Source organism: Treponema bryantii NK4A124 (genome assembly GCF_000421345.1).
Lineage (GTDB): Bacteria > Spirochaetota > Spirochaetia > Treponematales > Treponemataceae > Treponema_D > Treponema_D bryantii_B.
Genome location: NZ_ATWV01000001.1, coordinates 55,177 through 77,262, shown reverse-complemented (window position 1 = coordinate 77,262; position 22,086 = coordinate 55,177). Strand labels below are relative to the sequence as shown.

Sequence of the window (22,086 nt, the reverse complement as noted above, 5' to 3'; positions counted from 1 at the left end):
AAATAAAAATGGCATTTGAATTCAAAAACTGCACACTTTCAGATGGAACAGAAATAAAGGGACTCTACGAAATTCAGCCAAAGATTTTTGGAGATTCCCGCGGATATTTTCTGGAAACCTACAGCGAGCGGGACTTTTTTGCAGCAGGTCTTACAATGAAGTTTGTACAGGACAATCAGTCTAAATCATCAAAGGGAGTTCTTCGCGGACTTCATTTTCAGACTCAGCACCCTCAGGGAAAGCTTGTTCGTGCCCTTGAAGGCCGTGTTTACGATGTAGCTGTAGACCTCCGCAAGGGAAGTTCTAGCTTCGGCAAATATTATGGCGTAATCCTTGATGCAGAAAAACAGAATATGTTTTATATTCCGGAAGGTTTCGCACACGGTTTTTACGTTCTTTCAGACCAGGCAATATTTACTTACAAGTGTACAGACTTCTACGACCCTAAAGGCGAGGGGGGACTTATGTGGAATGACCCTGCTATTGCAATAGACTGGAAAGCTGTAGCCCCACAAGTAAATCCGCTTTTGTCTGAAAAAGATGGAAAACATCCGGCCTTTGACAAGTCTAAGGATTATTTTGATATTAACGGAAAGTGGATAGGAGCATAAAATGTTTGATGTAAAAGATACCGACTTTTTTGACATGGAAGATGAAGCTTTCGATACAATTGTAGAAAATGATATTGCTTTTACAGGTTCTATTAAAATAAAAAAAGCATTTATGATTCGAGGCAAAGTAAACGGTAAAATTGATTCTACCAGTGATCTTGTAATTGATTCAGATGCTGTTGTTAATGCTGATATTACGGCAGAAAGAGTTTTAATTCGTGGAAAAGTAAAAGGGAATGTAATAGGTAATAAACTGATATTTATTACAGCTTCAGGCTCTCTGGATGGAGATATTACAACAGGTAAAGTTGTCCTTGAGCCTGGATGTATTTTTACTGGAAAATGTCAAATGGTGAGAAATGAAAATGAAAAATAAAATTTGTCTTTGTCTTATCTTTTTAATGTCACTAACCGGCTTATATGCACAGACTTCTGCAACAAAGCAGGATGCTCTGGTTTTGTATCATAATGGAAAGTACCGCGAAGCTGTTCAGGTTTGTGAAGAGGAACTTTTTGAAAATCCAAACCGCGTAGAATCCTACGTTGTAATGTGCTGGGCACTTGTAAAAAACAAGCAGTATGCAGAGGCTGAAGAAAGAGCTTCTGAAGGTCTTGTAATAAGTCCATATGATTTACGTCTTATTGAAGTACTTGGTGAAGCAAAATATTATCTTGGAAAAAATACAGGAGCAATGGAACAGTTTAGAAAATACGTAGCTTCTGCTCCAGAAAGTGGTTCTCGTGTAGGAATTGCCTATTATTATATGGGCGAAATCTTTATTCGTCAGGCTCGTTATCAGCATGCTGATATTGCACTTTCTTCAGCTGTTAAAAAAGAGCCTCTTCTCGACACATGGTGGGTTAGATTAGGCTATGCTCGCGAAATGGCTGGAAATTATTATGAAGCAGTTGCAGCATACGACGAAGCATTGAGATTGAATTCATCTTCTGTAGATGCTTCAAGAGGTCGTGAAAGAGTTAACGCAAAATTGCAATAAATAAAATCAAAGTATAATACCGTGAGTCAAATACATATAGAAACTTTAGGCTGCAGACTCAATCAGATTGAAAGTGAAGCTGCAGCCCGTTTTTTTACAGATTATAAATTTTCTGTTTCAATGGAAGGTCTTTCTTCATCTTCTGAAACTGATAACACAACCTTAATTGGAATAATCAATACCTGTACAGTTACTCAAAAAGCAGAGCAGAAGGCAAGAAGATTAATTCGTCTTATGCTTAAGAAATTTCCTACTGCTCTGATTATTGTTACCGGCTGTTATGCTCAGCTTGCAGAAAAAGAAATAGAAGCAATTGATAAAAGAATCTGCGTAATAGGCGGACAGATGAAAAGCCGTATTTCAAAAGTGCCACAGCTTCTGTCGAATGTACTTAAAGAAAACGAATGGAATCCAGAAAAATTCAAAGAGAGTTTGAAGAAAAATGTAACATCAGAGCCGCAGGCAAAGGCCGGATTTCCTGAAAATTCTTTTACACTTTCTGCAACTTCTTTCCTTTCTCACAGCAGGGCCAGCCTTAAGATTCAGGATGGTTGTAATAACAACTGTGCCTTTTGTGCAATTCATATAGCCCGGGGCCACAGTGTCTCTCTTAATGTTCAGACTGCAATTGACAGGGTGAAAGAACTGGAAGAGAAAGGTCATGATGAAGTTGTCCTCACCTCAGTTAATATTGGACAGTATAAGGCAGAGTATAAAGGTAAATATATAAACTTTACACAGCTATTGTCCTTATTATTGGAAAGTACCAGCAGAATTCATTTTAGAATCTCAAGCCTTTATCCTGATGTAGTTGATGATGATTTTTGCCGTGTAATTTCAAATGAAAGAGTACAGCCGCATTTTCATATTTCTGTACAAAGTGGAAGTACAACAATTCTTGAGCTGATGAATAGACCTTACAGTTCACAATCAGTTATTGATGCCTGCGAACGTCTTAATAAAGCAAAGTCAAAACCATTTCTTGCCTGCGATATAATTACAGGATTTCCCGGCGAAAGTGATGAAGATTTTTCTCAGACAATGGAACTGTGCAGAAAATGTAATTTTGCCTGGGTACATGCCTTTCCATATTCAGAAAGACCTGGCACTGCAGCCGTAACAATGAAAAATAAAGTACCTCAATCTGTTTCAGGAGAAAGGGCTAAAGAAATAACAGAATGGGCTGTCTCACAGAAAATAAAATATGTTGAAGGTTTTATTGGCACTGTTCATGAGGCAGTGCTGGAAACTGTAAAACGTCCTTTAGCCTTAGCTGCCGGAGCTAGAAGCGGTCGATTTATTTATCACGCAGTAACTGATAACTTTATTCATTGTGAAATAATTTCTGAAAAGCAAATTGAAGCAAACAAAATGATTAAAATCCGTATTACAGGTGTCCTTTCAGATAAAATCAAGAAAGGTGGAGATATAGAAGCCTCTGCAGAATTTATATAAAATTTTGAAAAATTCGCCCTTTAGGTATTGATTAACTTTGATAAAAAGTATATATTAATACTCACGTAACGGGCAATAGCGCAGCTGGTAGCGCGTCTGGTTTGGGACCAGGATGTCGGGGGTTCAAATCCCTCTTGCCCGACTTAAGGACTCTTTAATAGAGTCCTTTTTTATTTAACCTTGCCTTTATAATCCTGTTGTAAAGCCGTTTATCATATTGTAAACCTGGCTGGTGGCAGAAAGGTTTCTGTCTGATGCGGAAACGGCTGCTTCTGCTGTGTTTTTCATTTCTTCCATACGTACAGAAACGTTGCTTGATTTATTCATTGTACTTTCAGCAAGAGAGTTAAGTACCCGGATACTTTCAAATACATTTTCACTTTCTCCCTTCATGTGAGCAGAAGCTGATGTGATATCTTTTGTGGTTCCTTCAAGAGTAAGCATTGTGTTAAGAATATTTTCAGCTCCAACTCGTTCTTCATTCATACCACCCTGAACTTCTTCAATAAGCTGTTCAAGATGTCTGATCTTATTTCCTACACTTTCAAAATTCTTTGAAGAGTTCTTTGAAGATTCAACGATTCCTTCAATTGCTTCTGTAATACTCTGGAGCAGGTGAGAAATAGAATCAGACTGCTTTGCTGACGTCTCTGCAAGCTTACGAATTTCTGCAGCAACAACTGCAAATCCTTTACCGGCTTCACCAGCATGAGAGGCTTCGATTGCGGCATTCATAGCAAGAAGGTTTGTCTGATTTGCAATAGAAGCAATGGCCGTGTTAGCAGCAAGCAGCTGTTCGCTTTGCTGAGCAATGTTTCCGATTTGTGTTGAAACTGTATGCTGATGATTCTGGCCTTCGTTTGCTTCCTGAACGAGAAGTTTATACTCACCAAGAATTTCATTTACGTTTTTATCAACCGATTTAATATTAGCAGTAATTTCTTCAATTACAGCGGATGATTGCTGGATTGCATCTGACTGCTGTGTAAGCTTCTGGTCAAGACTCTTAATTTCAGATTCAACTGTCTGCATTCCATGAGTAATTCCTTCTACTTTATCAGACTGTTCAGTAATACTGTTAGCAATCTCTGAAATATCCTGGGTTGCAGCTGAAAGAACAGTAATATGATCTCCCATTTTGCTTGAAAGTTCAGTACCTGTTTCATTAAGAATTCCAGTTTCGCTTTGAAGCTCCTGAATGAGTTTATGTAGGCTTTCTATAACTTCATTACAATGATTTGCAAGCTGACTAAGTTCATTATTATCTCCATGAACAGGAATTCTAAATGTAAGATCAGCATTTCCAGATGCAATTTCTTCCATTGCATTAGAAATTGTTTTCATTGTTCCGAAAATTCTTGAAGTAAATAAAGTGATGAGTACTATACCTATTATAAGTACAATTACACTTACAATTGCTATATAGAGAATTCGTTTATACAACATTTTAAGAATTGAATCTACATTAAAATCAACACCAATAAAACCGACTACCTGACCTTTGGAGTTTATGATTCCTTTATAAGTAGAAATTGAATAACCCCATCTGTCTTGTTTTTCCAGTCCTGAAGAGTGATAGCCGCCATCCTTCATTGCAAGAAATGGGCCTTCGCCGTAATCTTTTAAATCTTCATGAGTTCCTAATTCAGAAAAATTATCTGTATCGCTTGGGTCACAGGAACCATCAATCATATAACGGAAAAAAGTGCCACCAACTGGCATCATAGTATAAAGATACTGACAGTTTACAGTTTCCTTTATTGCAAGCAGTTTTAATCTTGCTTCTTCATAATATGGATTATTTACAGAAGGATTTTGACATAATTCTTCGAATTTATCGCCGTCTATTACTTCATTAGCTTTTTCGGCAATTGGGATTCCCTGCTGCTCACAAAGAGCAACACCGGTGTTTATAATACTGAAGGCTGAAAAAACGCCCATTACGGAAGAGGAAATTAAAATAAAAAGGCCGAAAACAACAATAAATCGAGTTCTAAGGGAGTGCATATAAAAAACCTCGTTGTAATAATATAATTATATTTTACAACGAGGTTTCTTCTTTTTCAAATAAATAATTTGTCATATTTGGGTCTGCCTTGTCTTGATATGGCATGACCCGAACATTCCTTAGATATCAGTACCTTTTTCTTCGTTCTTTTTCTGAACATATGCAATGAATTCTTCAATCTTCATTGTCTTCTGTTCAAGACCGCTGTTCTGGCGGAAGCGAACGGTTACAGTACCTTCCTTCTGTTCATTTTCACCAACAATCAGAATATAAGGAGTTTTGTGTTCCTTTGTGATTGTCTTGATCTTGTTTCTCATGTTTTCTGTAGAAAGGTATGCATTGGCACGGATATCAACACCAATAAGAGACTCATAAACCTTCTTAGCATAATCATCAAAATCATTTGAAACTGGAACAATTGCTGCCTGCTCAAAAGCGAGCCAGGTAGGGAAGTTACCAGCAAAGTTTTCAATGAGGATTCCAAGGAAGCGCTCGAAAGAACCGAGGATAGCGCGGTGAAGCATAACTGGGTGATGTTTCTGGTTATCAGCTCCAATGTAAGTTGCGTCAAGGCGTTCTGCACTTGGAAGCTGATAGTCTACCTGAATTGTACCGCACTGCCATTCACGGCCGATGCAGTCGTAAAGCTTAAACTCAAGCTTTGGACCATAGAAGGCACCTTCACCAGGCTGAATCTCATATTCAAGACCTGCTTCATGACAGGCATCAGCGAGTCCTTTTTCTGCCCTTTCCCAGGTTGCAAGGTCACCAACGTGATCTTCAGGCATTGTAGAGAACTTTACTACAAGGTCATTAAAACCAAAGTCATGGTAAACCTGCTTTAAAAGCTTACAGAACTTTGCAACTTCAGGACCAATCTGTTCTTCTGTACAAAGAATATGTGCGTCATCCTGAACAAAGCCGCGAACACGCATTACACCGTGGAGAGTTCCGCTTGCTTCGTTTCTTACGTCGTGACCGAACTCAGCCAGGCGCAATGGAAGATCCTTATAAGAACGCTGGCGGCTCTTGAAAATCTCAAGGGCGCCAGGACAGTTCATAGGCTTAATAGCAAACATACGTTTTTCAGATTCAGTGATAAACATGTTCTGCTTATAGTGTCCCCAGTGACCTGAGCGCTCCCAGAGAGAGCGTGGCATGATAGCAGGAGTATTAACTTCCTGATAGCCGTCACGGCGAATCATCTTACGCATATAATCCTGCATAACAGTATAGATAGTCCATCCGTTTGGATGCCAGAAAATCTGACCTGGGTCTTCAGGATCGAGATGGAAAAGATCCATTTCCTGACCAAGCTTACGGTGGTCGCGTTTTTCTGCTTCTGCCATCATGGCAAGATAATCTTTAAGATCATTTGGCTTTTCAAAACAGAGAGCGTAAACGCGGGTAAGCATTGTGCGGTTTGAGTCACCACGCCAGTAAGCGCCGGCAACACGGTCCAGCTTAAATGCCTGTCCGTTGATTTCTTTTGTGCTTGCTACGTGTGGACCACGGCAAAGGTCAAGATAACCATCCTGCTCGTATGTAGAGATAGTTTCACCTTCCGGTAAATCGTTAATCAGTTCAATTTTATATGGCTGGTCAGCGAAAAGCTTGAGCGCCTCTTCCTTTGAGATTTCCTTGCGAACGAATTCATGATTACCGGCAAGGATTCTTCTCATCTCTTTTTCAACGGTAGCAAAATCGGTCTCGGTGAAGCGGGTGTCGGTTGGGAATTCAAAATCATAGTAAAATCCGTTTTCGATAGCAGGTCCGATAGCAATCTTAGTGCCCGGGTAAAGCTTCAAAATAGCTTCTGCCATCACATGAGCGCAGCTGTGTCTTACAGTCTGCAAGTGTTCATCAATAGCCATTTTTGTACCTCTTATAATTTAAAAATGTTTAATCATTATATCGCTTTGATTGTAAGTAATCAATAAATCTACTATATTATGTGTATGATTAAAGCACAAATAACAGATAAAGAGCTTATTGCTCACTTAGATAAAATTGAGGCAGATCAGCTTCGCATTTTTACAATGGCTGATGGTCGTATCCGCGGAGCACTTTTTCACGGTACACGTTTTGTAAATCAGATGAGAGCCCAGCATAAGCTTGGCATTCTCGAAACTTATATCCTTGGTCAGGCCAGCCTCTGCGGTGCCCTAACAATTCCTATGATGAAGGATATGGAGCATACCCTGATTCGTTTTGAAGGAACAGGCCCGGCCGAGGGCTACACCGTAGAAGCAGATTCTACCGGCTATGTAAGAAGCTATCTTGAAAACGAACATATAAAAATTGATAAGCCTCTGGAAAACTGGAATCTTAAACCTTTCCTTGGAGTAGGAAACATTACTTTTTCCCGCATTCACAAGGATGATAAGTATCCGCAAAGTTCGACAGTAGATGTAGACGGCGAAAATATTGCCCGGGATTTTGCTTCTTACTTTGCGCAAAGTGAACAGATAAACACAGCTTTTAATTCAAGCATTCAGTTTGATAAGGCGGGCAGGGTAACTGGTGCCGGTGCAATGTACATTCAGATTATGCCAAAGACTGGAGGAACAGCAGAGCTTGGTTCTCAGGTAGACAGCCACCAGGAAGAGGATAAAGATGAAGAAAATTTACTGCGCCGTGTAGAAAATGCCTTCCGAGCCTGTCCTAGCATAGGTCAGCTCTACAGTGAAAGTGAAGTTGATTCAGAAGATATTATTCTGGGACTATTCCGCGAGTTCCAGCCAACAATCACAATGAAGCGTGATATAATCTGGGATTGCCCATGTAACAAAGAATACTACATAGAACACATCCGCGGCCTCCCGGCCAAAGATCTGGAAGACATAAGAAAGAACGGCCCAGATCCACTGGAAGTTGTGTGCCGAAAGTGCGGCTCAGTTTACCACATACCGGTTAGTGAAATATAATACTTGACGACCAGTCATTTCTTTATTATATTTTTTAATGCTAGGGGGTGTCCCGGTTTCGACGGAATTGGGAAATCTTGTACTGCAGGTAGGGGTGAAGGTCCCTTAAACTGACGACAAAATAACTGCAATTTTCGCAAGAAAAGAAGAAGAAGCTGATGAGGCTTCTTTCGAAGCAGAAGCACTCGCTGCGTAAGTAGCCGTGCAGGAATCCAGGCGGCCCTGTTCCGCGTTGCCTGATATTCTTTTACCTTATCGGGACTTGCTGCGCATTGTGTCTGGTCTTTGCGTGGGACTCTTAATCAGAATACGGAGGCGACGCTTGTTATGCTGCTACCGTCTCCCGACAACCACCTCGCATAACTAAACTTGTAGATGTACCTGGTTTACTTTTTCGGACGGGAGTTCAATTCTCCCCACCTCCATAAAAAAATAAGGACTGCTTTGCAGTCCTTATTTTTTTATAACGAGTTTTTGCTTTGCAAAAACTCGCACATCACTGGCTCGTACACGGAGCATTTTTTATTTAACGAGTTTTTTCAGAATTATATAGGTAATATCATCATTAAATTTTTCTGAGCCAGAGAATTTTTTAAGTGCATAAGGAAGTGCTTTTACCTGATCTTTTAAATCAAGGCTGATATTACTCTTAAATACCGCAAGAATTCCATCGCTTCCAAAGTATTTATTTTCAGAGTTGGTACATTCTGTAATTCCATCTGTATATAAAACAAGCTCATCTCCCTTATTCATATTAAAATGAACTGTTTCAAATTTAATAGGGAAGTCAGAAATACCAATTGCTCCATATTGATTCACACCAGCTTCTTCAACATTCCCAATTTTTCCACTTTCAGAATCATATAAGATTGCTTTTGGATGGCCTGCATTTACGAGTTCAATATCATCTTTGTTAAAACGAATAAGCATTCCTGTAAGATAGTTTTCAATATTTCCTTTTTCAATAATGATTCTTTCATTGATTTTGGACATAACTTCGTTAAGAGGAATATCCATTCCGTTTCTGAATTCCTGTTCTATGATATTTTTTACAAGCATAGTAACAAGGCCTGATGCAATTCCGTGACCAGAAATATCAAAAATACCAATTCCATCAAGCTTGTCTTTTGATATAAAAACAATATACAGGTCCCCAGAAACTCCTGCCATTGGTTTTGAAGTTATCTGCACTTCATAATCTTTTAAGCCTGATGTATCTATTTTATAAAAGCTTTTTTGAACAAAGCCTGCAAGGTCAATTTCCTGTATGGCTCTGTTCTTTTCTTTTTCAAGAGCTTCTGTTCTTTCGGTAACCAGGTTTTCGAGATTCTTATTCATGAACTCAACTTCATTCGCAAGTTGGACAAAATGCATAATGAGAATTCCAAGGAAAAGAAAGATTACAATAACCCAACTTACTGCAAGTAATAAAGTATCGAACTTTTGATGGAAAATTGTTTTTGATATTATCTGACTTATTGAGGCAATTAAAAATGGTGTTATACAAAAAATAAATTGAAGCAGTCTTTTATTTTTTTTCTTTATTGAAATATAGATAATTTTTCCCAAAAATATATATTGTAATGAAACAAATAAAAAGCTTATTCTTAATCGGTCTCGGAAATCTGGAATATTAGTAGCCGTGAAAGGAATTATTATAGCAATAAGGGTAAGGAGAAAACGGAAATATTTATTATGTTTAGATTCATTATAATGCAAAAAGTCACGGGTGAATCCGACAATCATATATCCTGTTAATAGCGCTGTTGCACCCTTAAATATTTTTTCGAAAAGCAAATATGAAATATTAATTGGTTTTAAGAAAGGGTATTCGCCATAGAAAAATACAAAGAGATAAAAACCTGTAAATAAACAAACTTGTGAAAAGGAAAGATTTTCAAATTCTGAACGGCGGAGTAAGTAAAGGAAAAAATATATTAAATTTATAAAGAGAAGAATGATTGATAAAACTAAATAGATTTTAGAGTAGATAAGGGAAGAATAATCAGCATCTTTTTCAGCATCATTATATTCAGAAATAAATGGTACAGACCCGATTGAACCATAACCATGGCACCATAAACAAATGGTAATAGTATTCTTTTCTCCCAGGTTTATATATTCCTTTGGAATTTTAATAGCAAAAGAGGTGTTTCCTTCCGTAAACTCATGAGGTGGAAATAAGCCGGTTTTACCAATTGAATGATTATTAATATATATTTTGGAAGCAATTTTAATCTGACCGATATTTAATGCTATTTCTTTATGTTTAAAACTATCGGGGATTTCAAAAGTATTTCTGATAAAAATATAACCGATTTTTGAAGCAAGTAAATCTGAAAGCTTATTCAGATTATTGTCTGGGAGTTTTTGATAAGGATAAGGTTCACCTTTTAATGAATATTCCCAGTTTTTATCTAAGTAAATGCGGTAATCAGGGATGTTTTTTTTCTTGCATGATATAAAAGAAAAAGAAATTAAGAGAAAAAATAATACTGCAAAATACTTTTCTATTTTTTTCACAAAAAATCCAAAAAAAAAGTCTGTAATCTTAAAAACTCTTATGAAGATACTCAGATTACAGACTTTTTATTTTAATTATTTTAGGTTATATAATCAGAATCAATTATTCACCATCATGGTTTGCATTATGGAATTTCTGCTGGTATTTCTTAAGCATTGCAACAGCATTTCTTTTTCCATTGTATACAAAACCGCCATTCCAGTATTCCAAAGCAGCAAAAAGGGCGTTACCACCATCCTGGCTGTCAGATTCCTTAGTACGGAATGATACGTAATTTGAAAGCTCCATAAAGTCATTGTTATGAAGACATTCAAGACGCTTTTTGTTGAATTCATTCCATTTTTCAAGATCCTGGAAACCTTCTCCTTCATCCTGTACAATGATATGAGCGTGAGTAGGGCTGAAAGAATACCAAACGGTTACTTTCTTATTAATATCACAATGATTTCCATGCTTTACGGCATTCTTAATTACTTCACTAATCTGCTGCTCAAGAAGATTTAATTCTTTAATTTCTGTAGGTGCTGACTGAACAATCAGCAAAGTAAAATAACGAATCTGTCTGAAATCAGAAGGAAATTCCTTCTTCAGCATATTTGTTTTATCAAATAATGGGTCGTTCTCATCCGATCTGAGTTCCTTTAATTCCTGAACCATCTCAGTTCCTCCTGCAGTTTGCTTACTTTAATTAAATGATGACTTTTTTAATAATTCAAAAAGAGATTATTCTTTTACCATCAAAAGGGCTTCTTCAATACTGTTGGCAATAGGGAAGTAACCCATGAGTTTTGTAAGTTCAATTACCTTTTTTACTGAACCATGAATATTTGCAATTGCAAGATTCAAGTTCATTTTTTTGATTGTAGAACAAATGTAGATGAGTGCACCAATTCCAGACGAATCGATGTAGTCTACCTGCTCAAGGTTGATGACAAAGTTCTTTACATTCTTTTCGAGCATTTTCATAACAAGCTCTTTAAGCTTATATGAATTGTAAAGATCCATCTCACCGGTTACGTCAATGATGTATACATCACCATTCTTACGTATTTTAAGTTCCATATAGAATCTCCTTTTTAATTCCCTATTAAATTATTGTATCTTAATAACCAAAAGGCTTTGATCATCATACTGCTGGGCAGTACCGCAATATTTCTTCAAATCGTCTTTTACACGGTTTGAAATATCTTTAGCTGCTGCACCGGCATTCTTTGTAATTACTTTTTTCAGATTCTCAATAGAATATTGTACACCATTTTCATTGAGAGATTCAAGTAATCCGTCAGTACAAGTAGCAATGATATCACCAGAATTAAGTTTGAGTGCAAGATTTGTAAATACAGTATCTTTTGTTACACCCATTGGTTCGCTTGGTACAGAAACCTGTTTAATTGTACCTTCAGAAGCAGAATAGTGGAATACAGGATTATTACCACAGGTTGAAATTTCAGCTTCTTTTGAAGTTGTATCATAATTAATAAGGGCAATACTTGCAAAGTGGTCAATTTTTGAACTTTCGAGACAGATACCTCTGTTAGCCCATGACATAATTGTAGATGCAGACTGTGCTGTGTGAACAGCAAGACGGAGAATTGCACGAATCATAATCATAACGATAAGAGAGTTCATGCCTTTTCCTGCGATATCTGCCATAACAAAGGAAATGCGGTCTTTTCTTGAAACAAGAATGTCATAATAGTCGCCGCAGACATTTTCTGCAGGATTTGAATAACAGCCGATTGAAATGCCAGGAATAACAGGAAGCTTTGCAGGAAGCATATCCTTCTGGTATTTGGAAGCAATAGAACCACCCTTGTTCAATTCTGTATGTTCAGCGTAGTCAAGGAAGCTGTAAAGAGGTTTAATTGCAGTTGAAACTGATTCTGCAAGCATTACTGCTGTATCGAAATCATCTTTGTTAAACTTTTCGCTGTCCGGCTTGCGGGCAAGGCCTACAAGTCCTACAACAGAATCAACCTGTTTGATAGGTGCGAAGATATAACTTCCGCAGCGGAGGAATTCTTCTGGTCCATTCTGATATACACGAGGGTCTTTTACAGAGTCAGTAATAAGAACAGGCTGACCTTCTGTAAAAATCTGTCCGAAAATATTGTCCTGAAGCGGGAACTGGGCGAAACGAAGGTTTGTTTCTACACGGATTGGCTTATGAGGAAGGTCTTCCGGCAATTTATATGGAGGAGGGAAGGCTCCTTTAAATGATTTTACAGCGAGGGTGTTATCATAATCATCTGCAATAAGGAAAATACAACCGTCTGCTTTAACCTTTTCAGTCATAAGGTCGTTACAATACTCGAGGAAGTTTTCCATACTGTTGTTATTAGTAAAGAATGTAGAAAGTTTAGCAATAAGATCGCGGTTAAGTTCGATATAACGCTGGTTTTTCTCTTCAATCTGCTGAATTACAGCTCTGTTTACCATATCGTTATCACGAGAAGCAGAAATTTCGGCTGCTTTCTTAGCTGCTTTTTTCTCTTCAATTTTTTGAGGATTTACAAAGGCCTTGACAATGAGATAAGGCAGCAGAACCACTTCTGCAAGTATAATTGTAAACACTACATAAGAGTAAAAGCCTTTAAAAGTGCTGTAAATTGTGCCGATCAGTACTATTCCGGTTGAAATAAAAAATACCAGACTGATTTTCGCCTTGTTTCTGAGTTTGATTAACAGAAGAAAGATGAAAAGCACTGCACTGATACCGGCTGCAACATAAAGCGGTACATTTATAAATGAATCAATGGTAAACAAATTTTTCTCCTAACGAATATAGTATTACTATATTATCGGCATTATTTAAGATTTTAACATTGAAATTTTTTGCCGTCAAGGAATTGTTTGACCTAAACTGGGCTTACGCCCAATATTAAGAAACTTCCCTTATAGGCCTGGCATATCATTATTTGCATCTGTCATGGCACGGCGTAAAATTATGCATTTTATGCGGTTTAAGATGCGTTTATAGACTGGAATCTTATAATGTTTCTTAAAATCGGTTACAGCCTTGTCCATTGAAATATTATCGCCGAATTTTTTCTTTAAATCATCCCAGTAACGAACGGTCCAGACGTAAAGATCGCCAAGAGTGCGGCCAGGAAAATTACGGAGAATGTATTTTTCGCGGATAATTGAGACTAGAGGGAAATAAACATTAAAAAACCAGGATTTTATGGCTTCTTCCATGGTTACTTCTGTCTCTTTATTAAGATTCATATAGTATTTATGAGTTAGAATATGATTATAAATTACGTCATAGCGTCCAGGACTAGAAAAATCGAGGCACCAGTAGTCGGTAATGTCGCCAAAACAGGTTTCGCTGTAGAAAACACGCTTTTCGTAGTTGATAATCTGTTTCTGGATTTCTTTAAGGGAATCTGCCTTCTTAAGCTTGATTTCACTCTGAAGAGATACTACCTCTGCATCGATAAACTCTGTTCCACGGGCTTTTGCTACAGAAACACGGTGATTTCCATCTCGAACAAAGTAAAGTCCTGCAATTTCATAAACTTTAATTGGAGGTAGTGTGATGTCGTTTAAAGCAGCTTCATCTACATGCTGCCAGCGGTTCTTTAAATGAGTACTTTTTGGGAAAAAGCGGTTATCAAAGTCATTATAACGGCCTTCGCTTCCAATAATCTTTTCGATAGGAATAACCTTCATTCCAACATAGGTTTCTGCATTAGACTTAATCATCTGCTTTACGTCATTAAGGGAAATAAGTTTTGCTTCTTCCGGAGAAAGCAGGTGCTGAATCTCATTTATAAATGCTTTTGTGTGTGCTTTGTTAAAATCTTCTTCTGATTTTGCCTTTGAAAAATCCATCCTAGTTGTCCTTTTCTTTGTTTTCTTGTTCTTTTCTTGTCTCAGGCAGTTCAATTACATAGTGTGCATATGCATTGACTACTGTAGAATCATAGTATTTGCCTATGCGTTCTTCACGCAGATCATAAAGATGAATGTGGCCATGTACCATATAAGTTGGCTTAAAACGCTGTAAAAACCAGTTATAGCATTCAAAACCAAGGTGACAAGGGTCTTCATGATCATGAATGTGCCGTGGAGAAGCATGGGTCATGAAGATATCCAGATATCTTCCATATTTTAACTTATTATAAATCAATTTTGGAACCAGTTTCAGAAGGCGCCTTTTCATCTGCGCATCTGTAAACTGGCATAGTCCGTTGTTGTATCGCATAGAACCTGAGGCTCCTGCAATTAACAGTGGAGTCATCTTACCGGTTTCAGGGTCTTCAAACATAAGGTTTTCATTTACAAAACTCTTAAAACCCAGGTATGTAGCCCCGTGTCCGTGCATAGACTGTTCATATCGCGAAGGTCCACCATCTAAGTGGCTTTCGCGGTGGTAAAAATGATATTCTTTTAAATCGTGATTTCCAAATACAAAATATGTAGGCTTGTTAAAAACCGTAACAATAAAATCTACATAGTCCATAGGAAGGTCGCCGGCGCACAGAATGAGGTCTATGTCAGGAAAAGCAGCCTTAACATTCTGTGTGTAGATAAGGGGGTCTACATAGTCGGAGACACATAGAATTTTCATTTAACATTACCAGCTTTTGCAAGAAGTGCTTCGAGTTTTTGTTTTTCTACAAGTTCTACAGGCCGGTTTTCTGCAAATCTTTTTGCGGCTGTATTAAAGCCTGAACTTGAGAACAAAAATGCTTTTACGCTGCTTAAGGTTTTCATTGTATCAAGAGATTCATGAATCTGTGCTTCGTCAACCGGTTCCGGATCCCGATAAAAACGCATGAAAACAACCTGTTTTCGCACAGACATCCAGGAATCATCGCTTTTGTTTACACCTGTAATCTGACAACCCCATTTTTTCTGGTCAAGAGAAAGAACCTGAAGATTCATGCCTTTAATTACTGCATTTTTACATATATAAGGGAATTCTTCGTTACTGCAGGTAAGATAATCTTTAAGATAGTCGTTTGCCTGAAGATCTTTATACTCAGAAAGCTTTGCTGAAACATCGCGGAAACCTTTGTTTCGTTTGTAAATTAGCTCCCACTGTTCAATTGCCTTATCAATTTTGCGGCTTTTTTCGTAGCAGGCGGCCAGAAAATAGCGGGCATAAAGGGTTTCCGGCATGGAATTATCTTTGTCCAGTTCTATTGCGCGCTGGAAATCTACCAGGGCATTGTCTGTTCTTCCTGCAATCATATAGCAGGAACCGTGTTCAATAATAGCCTTTTGTTTTACTTCCGGGTCTCGCTGAGCTTTTTCAAAGGCCTTAATTGCTCCCTGCAGGTCTTTTGCATCTTTAAGAATCTTTCCCAGATAGTAATATGAAGAATATGTATCCGGGCTGAGTTTAATAGCAATATCAATTTCTTTTTTTGCTTCTCCGAACTGTTTTGTGCGGTAAAGCATAAGGCCTATTTCTGCATGGGCTTTTGCGTGCTTTTTGTCAATCATTGCACATTTTTGCATAAAGCCAAGTGCTATATCGTAACGGTTCTGGTCTTCGTAAATACGGCCAACCTGATAAAAGTTTTCTCCATTCTGCGGGTCAAGCTTTGTAAGTAAAAGAAAGTTCTTGAGGGCTTCATTCTGCTGGTTATACTTTAAAAGGAGCTGTGAGTATTCCTGACGGAATGTAAGTTCGTTGAGTCCTTCTCCGAAAAGCGCATTGTCATTTACGTTTTTGTATTCAATTACGGCAAGTTCTGTACGGTTTTCCTTAATATAGGCTTTACCAAGATAATAATGAGCCAGATAATTTTTAGGATCTTTTGCTAAAAGCTGCTTAGCGATTTTTATGGCATTTTGGGTTTTGCCTTGTTTTATGAGACGGGGAAGTGCTTCTATCTTCTTGGGCGAAACAAAATTCTTCAGTATAATAATAAGAAGTGATATTATTACAACTGTTGCAATTGCTATTACGATAATAAACATCCTTTTACTCCAAAGGAATCTGATGAATGGTAATCTGCTGGATGTAAACAAAGCAGATTAAGTCTTTTCAGAATCTCTCGATAATAAGAGTAGTAAATTTATGTCAATGTGTCAAACATGAAGGTAGTATATATGAGAATTAAATTGAAAGGTTTTATTACTGCAATTCTGATTTTTTCTGCTGCATATCTTTCTGCGCAAAATGCAGCTGGTGTAAATGGCGGCCTTTCACGCGGAGAATCTTTGTTTAAGGAAAATAATGCAAAAGATGCCGTACAGGTTCTTGAATATGAGATAATGAACGGTCAGATTTCTGATAACTCTTATAATTTTCTGGGGTTAGGTTACTATCAGCTGGGGGAATATGATAAATCTCTGGATGCCTTCAGGCGCGGCTTAAAAGTACAGCCGGACAATAAAAAAATCCTTTCATATAACATGGGAAATACTTACTATGCATTGAAGGATTATACCTCTGCTATAACAGCATATTCCGATGCAATGAATGCTGAGCCATCTTTTTATGAAGCCCTTTTGAACAGGGCAAATGCTCTTTTAATGGCTGGTCAGCTCAATTCTGCAAAGGATGACTATATTGATTTTGTGGGAAAATGCCCTGATGATCCTCAAAGAGAACGAATTGAATTATTGATACAGGCTTTGGAAGAAGAAATTGCAAGACGTGAAGAAGAGGCGCGGCTTCTTGCAGAACAGAATAAGGCTAAATGGGAAGAATATGATGGCAATCTTGCAGAAAAGAAAAATGAAAATGGTAGACCGGACTGGGAAGAGGTTGATGCAGGATTGGAAAATACAAGGAAGAATCCTGATGATCCTGAGTGGGAAAAAATTCATAGTGAAAATCCTGGCGCGGTAGCAGATAATTCAAATAAGCAGAAAATTGATGATACAAATAAAGATTATGGTAGTGAGTTTGACTGGGAAAAGCTTGAACATGAAAATGAGCAGTCAGTGTCTGCCGTTGAAGAAGTTGTAAGTGATGATGAGGATTGGCTTACCTTCAGTGACGCTGAACTCAATGAGATGAAAAAGCTGGAAGAAGAGTCGCGAGAGGAACATGAAAAGTGGCTGGAAAACGAACGCCGTCGCGCGCATGAACTGGCAACACGCGAGGCTCTTGAAAAGCAGAAGGAACAGGAGCAGTCTCTTGAGAATGAACGCCGCCTGCGTGAGCAGCTGATTGAAGAAATGCGTAAGGTTGATGAAGACAGACGAAAAGCAGAAGATGATAGAAGAAAAAAACTGCTAGAGGATGTAGCAAATTCATTACAGGGAACTGATTCAACAAATCTTACCTCAGGGGCAGAAGATTTAATAGAATACGACCTTGAAGGAGAACTTGATTAAAATGCAATTTAAGCGCTGGAAAGACTTATCTGACGAAGAAAAAAATATCCGCTTAAGAAGAATTTGTGGTGGTGCAGTTATAGTTTTTGTTATTGTGATGCTGCTGCTTCTGATGAAGTGTGAAGGTTGTTCTTCTGCAAGCCGTAGAAAAAACGGACGCAACTTTTATGACGGTAAGGGGCATTCTTATGGTGAAGAGTTTTCCGGCGCGGATCTTTTTGATAATGAGTATGGAAAAGGTGTAGAAGATTATAGCCTTTTAGATTCTGATTCAAATTCTGACTCTGACTTAGAAAAAGCCGCCCGCGAAGCTGAGGCAAAGGCCGCCAGAGAAGCTGAGGCAAAGGCCGCAGAAAAAAAAGCTGCAGAAAAAAAGGCCGCCGCAGAACGTAAGGCTGAGGCAGATCGCAAGGCAGCAGAAGAAAAAAAGAGAAAGGCAGATGAGAAAGCCCGTTTAGCAGCAGAAGAAAAAGCCCGCAAAGAAGCAGCGCAAAAAAAAGCCGAAGAAGAAATCCGGCAAAAAAACGAAAGAGAGCTGGCTGAAAAAAAGAAGGCTGCAGAAACAGCAAGGCAAAAAGCAGAGGAAGAAAAGCGGCTTAAAAAGGCAGCCGAAGAAGCTGCTGCAAAAAAAGCAGAAATTGATAAGAAAAATGCAGAAGAAGCTGCTTCTAAAAAAGCTGCAGAAAATGCAGCTGCAGACAGAACAAAAGCCAAACTTGAAGAAATTGCGAAATGTCTTGCAGAGGCAACTTCTGCAGCAGAAAAACAAAAGCTTATTGATGAAGGTCTAGAGCTTGCAAAGAAACTTGTAGAAAGCGGACAGGACAGTGATGCAGCTCATTACATTCAGGCACAGGATGCCCAGAAGAAAAAGGATTATTACAGGGCCTTAAGTGAACTTGAAAAAGCAATTGCCCTCAATGAATCAAATTATCTTTATTACTATGATATGGGTAAACTTCAGTACATGCTCAGAAGATATACAGACGCCAAATCTTCTTTTACCCGCTCAATAGAACTGAACAGTCAGTTCCCTCCTAGTGTATATAACCTGGGCCTTACCTATGTAAAATTGAATGATGAAAATAATGCTCTTGAATCATTCAAAAAATCAGTAAGAATTAATCCGGATTATGAAAAGGGGTATATAGAGCAGGCGCGGGTTTATAACCGCCAGGGGAAGCTTGCCGAATGCGTAAAGGCTTATGATAATCTTATTCAGCGATTCCCTGATAATACAGCTGCAGTAATGGAACTCGGTTCTGTTTACTATCAGTATGGAAAATATGCTGAATCTGAAACTCAGTATAAAAAGGCATTGGAGTCTTTGAATAAAAGTGAAGAAAAAACTCTAACTGCTTACAATCTTTCTAAGGTTTTGTATGATGACGGAAAGTATGAAGAAGCTTCCCGTTATGGCTGGATTGCCTATGATGAAAAAGACTTTTTGATTAATGATTCTCAGCAGGCAAATATCACTTATAATTATGCACTTATTCAGGAAAGAAATAATAAAACTGATGATGCAAAAAAGTTTTATCAGGAAGCACTTTCTTTAAATCCAGATCATGTTAAATCAAAAATTAATTTGAGTGCACTTTATATGGCCGAAGGCAGTGCCGATGTAGACAAAGCACTTACTCTTTTGCAGGAAGCTTATAAAATTGATAAGGATGATTTTAGTGTAAATAATAATCTTGGCACGGCTTATATGCTTAAAGAGGATTTTATAAATGCAGAAAAATACTATAAGGCTGCTCTTGATATAATACCGGATGATGAAGATGCTCTGCTGAACCTTGCAAATGCCCAGGTAAAGGGAGGAAAGCCTTCGGATGCAATTCAGAATTTCAGTAAAATTACATCTAAAAGTCCGTCTAATCTTGAAGCATTTGTCGGACTTGCAAAGGCTCAGTTCCAGACCGGTGATACACAGGGAGCCTATAAAAATCTTTTGTATGTCCGTAAGAAAAATCCTTCTTTCAGAAAAGCAGAAGTAGACAGTCTGATTGCCGTACTTGAAAATTAAATAAAAGACCTGGCTGTTTGTGGTTGAACGTGTCAGGTTCTTTTAACAAGCTCGAATAATTTTTCCCGGCTGATGACTGTATAAATAGGCCGGCCATGAGGGCAGTGAGGATCTTCCAGTGTAAAGGCTTCTTCTACAAGGCGGGCGGCTGTAATATCATCCAGAACATAACCGTCTTTTACTGCGGCTTTGCAGGCTGTCATGGCGGCAATTGAGCGGATGATTTCTTTAGGTTCAACCTGTTTTACAAAAAGTAAAGTCCTCAGTTCGTATTCTGTGCCGGTCCAGCGGTCTGGAATTGTTTTGATTTCCCAAAGTCCATCTGAAGTGTGTTCTGTTTCAAAACCGATTCTGCTTAATTCGTCTTTCAGTTTTTCAAGCTGTTTATCCTGAGTCTTTGATTCTGTTTTTATTTTATATGGGATAAGCAGAGTCTGTCTGGCAGAGTCGGCTTGTGAAGACATAAGTTTATCAAATAAAATTCGTTCGTGCGCTGCATGCTGGTCTATAATATAAAGACAGTTATTTTTTTCTGCAAGCAGGAAAGTCCCCAGACAGGGGCCTATGTAGCGTACTTTTGCTGGAGCTGCAGAAGTTGGAGATGCGGCGGAAAGTGCTGCTTCTGCCAGTGCCTTTGTGCTGCCTGTGCTTGTTGAGGAGGCTCTGGAATTCCAGCTTGCGCCTGAACTTGTGCCAGAGCCTGAGTAACTGCTGCCACCGCTTTTTATTCCAAGGTATTTAGAGCGGAAGTCAGAGAGGGCTTCTGCTTTTGTTTCTGATGTTTTGTAAGAAATATGTTTTTCGTAAACCGGTGCTGTAAAATCAAATTCCTGAGGCCGCTCTTCGTCAGCAGGCTTGTCTTCTGTAAAATTAGAATAAGTATACTGATGAAAAAAGTTTCTTATTGTTGAACTTAGACCATGGTGAAGGGCAGAAATATCAGAAAAACGGGCTTCTCTTTTTGCAGGGTGAATATTAAAATCAATAAGGTCCGGGCGAACCTGGGCAAAAACTGCAGCAACAGGATAAGTTCCATTAGGAAAAAATCCCTGGGCTCCATATTCAACAGCCTGAACAAGTGAATATTCCTGAATGCGGCGGCCGTTTGCGTAAATGAAAATTTCCTTTTTGTTAGTGCGGCTAACAGCAGGTTCTCCAATCACAACTGTAAAAGACCATTCCGGATTTTCTCCTCCGGATGAATTGCCAAACTCATAAAAAAGTTCCGGCCCTTCGCTGTAAGAGTTTGCCATTACAAAGCGGTCCTTCTGTGACTGTCCTGCAGGAAGGTCCAGTTTTGTTTCTCCATCTGCAACAAAACGAAAGGCGAGGTCGGGGCGGGCAAGTGCCTTTTCTATAAAGGTGTTGCGGCACATAATGCCTTCTGTAGCCGGTCGTTTTAAAAACTGACGGCGGGCAGGGAAGTTTTCAAAAAGCCCTTCTGCCTGCACGATTGTTCCTTTGAGGGCAGGAGCCGCTTCTATGATGTGATCTTCAGTTATGCTGGCCCTCATTTTATAGCCGCCACTCTGGATGGAAAGGCGGGAAACTGCTGCAATTGAAGCAAGAGCTTCACCGCGGAAACCAAGAGTTGAAAGATTCATAAGGTCAACTTCTGATTCAATTTTGCTTGTGGCGTGAGGGCGGGCACAATTGGTCAGGTCATCCTTTGTCATGCCTGTTCCGTCATCAATTATTCTGATTTTGTCTATGCCGCCGCCAGAGATTTCTACAGTAATACTTGTAGCTCCGGCGTCTATGGAATTATCCATAAGCTCCCGGATTATTGCGTTGGGGCGGTCAATTACTTCTCCGGCTGCAATTTTTCTTGCAACTTCGGGATTCAGAGTGCGGACAGGTCTTTCTTGGCTCATTTGCGGGTTCCGTTTACTTCGCCGTCATCGCTGAAAAGATCCATCTGAGGCGGATTGTCTTTTGTCATAGGATTCGGCTCGTTCATGAGAATCTGGATTTTTCCTTCAATTTCATCCAGCTGCTTTTCCATGCCGGATGCAAGCTTGATGCCTTCTTCGAAATCCTTAAGAGCATCTTCGAGCGAAATGTCGCTGCGTTTGATATCTGACGTAAGCTGTTCAAGCTTTGCTAAATTCTGTTCAAATGTATTCATATTCGTTTCCTCTTTATTCTACGAAATCTCAATATCTGGCGCCTGCGAGAACCCCGATACTAAAAAACGGGATGATGTTTTTTAGTATCGGAACCTCTCCG

At 38.7% G+C, this 22,086-nt stretch carries 18 protein-coding genes, 1 tRNA gene and 1 other RNA gene; 9 read left to right on the top strand and 11 right to left on the bottom strand.

Features of this window, described 5'->3' with window-relative positions:
- Window positions 1–8: 8 nt before the first annotated feature.
- The 5 genes from rfbC (at window position 9) to G626_RS0100335 (ending at window position 3,206) form a co-directional block, all read left to right on the top strand.
- Complete coding sequence (gene rfbC, locus G626_RS0100355) at window positions 9–611, top strand: dTDP-4-dehydrorhamnose 3,5-epimerase (protein WP_022930800.1); 603 nt, start codon at window positions 9–11, stop codon at window positions 609–611.
- A 1-nt stretch (window position 612) separates the two neighbouring features.
- Entirely contained in the window at window positions 613–987 is a 375-nt protein-coding gene (locus G626_RS0100350) for a bactofilin family protein (protein ID WP_022930799.1), read from the top strand.
- Window positions 977–1,609 (top strand): tetratricopeptide repeat protein, encoded by a 633-nt coding sequence (locus tag G626_RS0100345; RefSeq protein WP_022930798.1) that lies wholly within the window; start codon window positions 977–979, stop codon window positions 1,607–1,609. The genes G626_RS0100350 and G626_RS0100345 overlap by 11 nt, the downstream gene beginning before the upstream one ends.
- Window positions 1,610–1,630: 21 nt before the next feature.
- Window positions 1,631–3,064 carry a tRNA (N(6)-L-threonylcarbamoyladenosine(37)-C(2))-methylthiotransferase MtaB gene (gene mtaB, locus G626_RS0100340; protein WP_022930797.1) on the top strand — a complete coding sequence of 478 codons (1,434 nt, stop codon included), beginning with the start codon at window positions 1,631–1,633 and terminating at the stop codon, window positions 3,062–3,064.
- Window positions 3,065–3,133: 69 nt separating this feature from the next.
- Window positions 3,134–3,206, top strand: a tRNA-Pro gene (locus G626_RS0100335).
- 44 nt (window positions 3,207–3,250) lie between these two features.
- Here the strand turns inward: G626_RS0100335 and G626_RS0100330 are convergent.
- Both G626_RS0100330 and thrS read right to left on the bottom strand, forming a co-directional pair.
- The gene (locus G626_RS0100330; protein WP_196800445.1) at window positions 3,251–5,005 is read right to left on the bottom strand and encodes a methyl-accepting chemotaxis protein; all 1,755 of its coding nucleotides are present in this window, start codon (window positions 5,003–5,005) and stop codon (window positions 3,251–3,253) included.
- Between the two features lie 186 nt (window positions 5,006–5,191).
- Complete coding sequence (gene thrS / locus G626_RS0100325; protein ID WP_022930795.1) at window positions 5,192–6,946, bottom strand: threonine--tRNA ligase; 1,755 nt, start codon at window positions 6,944–6,946, stop codon at window positions 5,192–5,194.
- An 84-nt stretch (window positions 6,947–7,030) separates the two neighbouring features.
- On the opposite strand from thrS, the gene G626_RS0100320 reads away from it, so the two are divergent.
- Together G626_RS0100320 and ssrA are read left to right on the top strand one after the other, a co-directional pair.
- Window positions 7,031–7,999: an Hsp33 family molecular chaperone HslO gene (locus G626_RS0100320; protein ID WP_022930794.1), complete on the top strand. Its 969-nt coding sequence runs from the start codon at window positions 7,031–7,033 to the stop codon at window positions 7,997–7,999.
- Between the two features lie 43 nt (window positions 8,000–8,042).
- Window positions 8,043–8,427: a transfer-messenger RNA gene (ssrA, locus tag G626_RS17805) on the top strand.
- A 94-nt stretch (window positions 8,428–8,521) separates the two neighbouring features.
- On the opposite strand, the gene G626_RS0100315 is transcribed toward ssrA, so the two are convergent.
- From G626_RS0100315 to G626_RS0100285, 7 genes are all read right to left on the bottom strand, one after another.
- A complete protein-coding gene (locus G626_RS0100315) occupies window positions 8,522–10,522 on the bottom strand; it encodes a PP2C family protein-serine/threonine phosphatase (RefSeq protein ID WP_022930793.1) in 2,001 nt (666 codons plus the stop codon).
- 103 nt (window positions 10,523–10,625) lie between these two features.
- Complete coding sequence (locus tag G626_RS0100310) at window positions 10,626–11,180, bottom strand: ATP-binding protein (RefSeq protein ID WP_022930792.1); 555 nt, start codon at window positions 11,178–11,180, stop codon at window positions 10,626–10,628.
- 66 nt (window positions 11,181–11,246) lie between these two features.
- Complete coding sequence (locus G626_RS0100305) at window positions 11,247–11,585, bottom strand: anti-sigma factor antagonist (protein ID WP_022930791.1); 339 nt, start codon at window positions 11,583–11,585, stop codon at window positions 11,247–11,249.
- Window positions 11,586–11,615: 30 nt separating this feature from the next.
- Complete coding sequence (locus G626_RS0100300) at window positions 11,616–13,289, bottom strand: GAF domain-containing SpoIIE family protein phosphatase (protein WP_022930790.1); 1,674 nt, start codon at window positions 13,287–13,289, stop codon at window positions 11,616–11,618.
- A gap of 129 nt (window positions 13,290–13,418) precedes the next feature.
- On the bottom strand, window positions 13,419–14,360 hold the full coding sequence (locus tag G626_RS14865; protein WP_022930789.1) for a hypothetical protein: 942 nt from the start codon (window positions 14,358–14,360) through the stop codon (window positions 13,419–13,421).
- A 1-nt stretch (window position 14,361) separates the two neighbouring features.
- Window positions 14,362–15,099 (bottom strand): metallophosphoesterase family protein, encoded by a 738-nt coding sequence (locus tag G626_RS0100290; RefSeq protein WP_022930788.1) that lies wholly within the window; start codon window positions 15,097–15,099, stop codon window positions 14,362–14,364.
- Window positions 15,096–16,460, bottom strand: coding sequence for a tetratricopeptide repeat protein (locus tag G626_RS0100285; protein WP_022930787.1), 1,365 nt, complete (start codon window positions 16,458–16,460; stop codon window positions 15,096–15,098). Before G626_RS0100285 ends, G626_RS0100290 begins: the two co-directional genes overlap by 4 nt.
- A gap of 132 nt (window positions 16,461–16,592) precedes the next feature.
- Here G626_RS0100285 and G626_RS17070 point away from each other — a divergent pair, with 132 nt between their 5' ends.
- Together G626_RS17070 and G626_RS17065 are read left to right on the top strand one after the other, a co-directional pair.
- Window positions 16,593–17,828 carry a tetratricopeptide repeat protein gene (locus G626_RS17070; RefSeq protein ID WP_196800444.1) on the top strand — a complete coding sequence of 412 codons (1,236 nt, stop codon included), beginning with the start codon at window positions 16,593–16,595 and terminating at the stop codon, window positions 17,826–17,828.
- Between the two features lies 1 nt (window position 17,829).
- Window positions 17,830–19,857 carry a tetratricopeptide repeat protein gene (locus tag G626_RS17065; protein WP_022930785.1) on the top strand — a complete coding sequence of 676 codons (2,028 nt, stop codon included), beginning with the start codon at window positions 17,830–17,832 and terminating at the stop codon, window positions 19,855–19,857.
- Window positions 19,858–19,889: 32 nt separating this feature from the next.
- On the opposite strand, the gene mutL is transcribed toward G626_RS17065, so the two are convergent.
- Both mutL and xseB read right to left on the bottom strand, forming a co-directional pair.
- On the bottom strand, window positions 19,890–21,731 hold the full coding sequence (gene mutL / locus G626_RS0100270; RefSeq protein ID WP_022930784.1) for a DNA mismatch repair endonuclease MutL: 1,842 nt from the start codon (window positions 21,729–21,731) through the stop codon (window positions 19,890–19,892).
- Entirely contained in the window at window positions 21,728–21,985 is a 258-nt protein-coding gene (gene xseB, locus G626_RS0100265; RefSeq protein ID WP_022930783.1) for an exodeoxyribonuclease VII small subunit, read from the bottom strand. Before xseB ends, mutL begins: the two co-directional genes overlap by 4 nt.
- Window positions 21,986–22,086 lie beyond the last annotated feature (101 nt).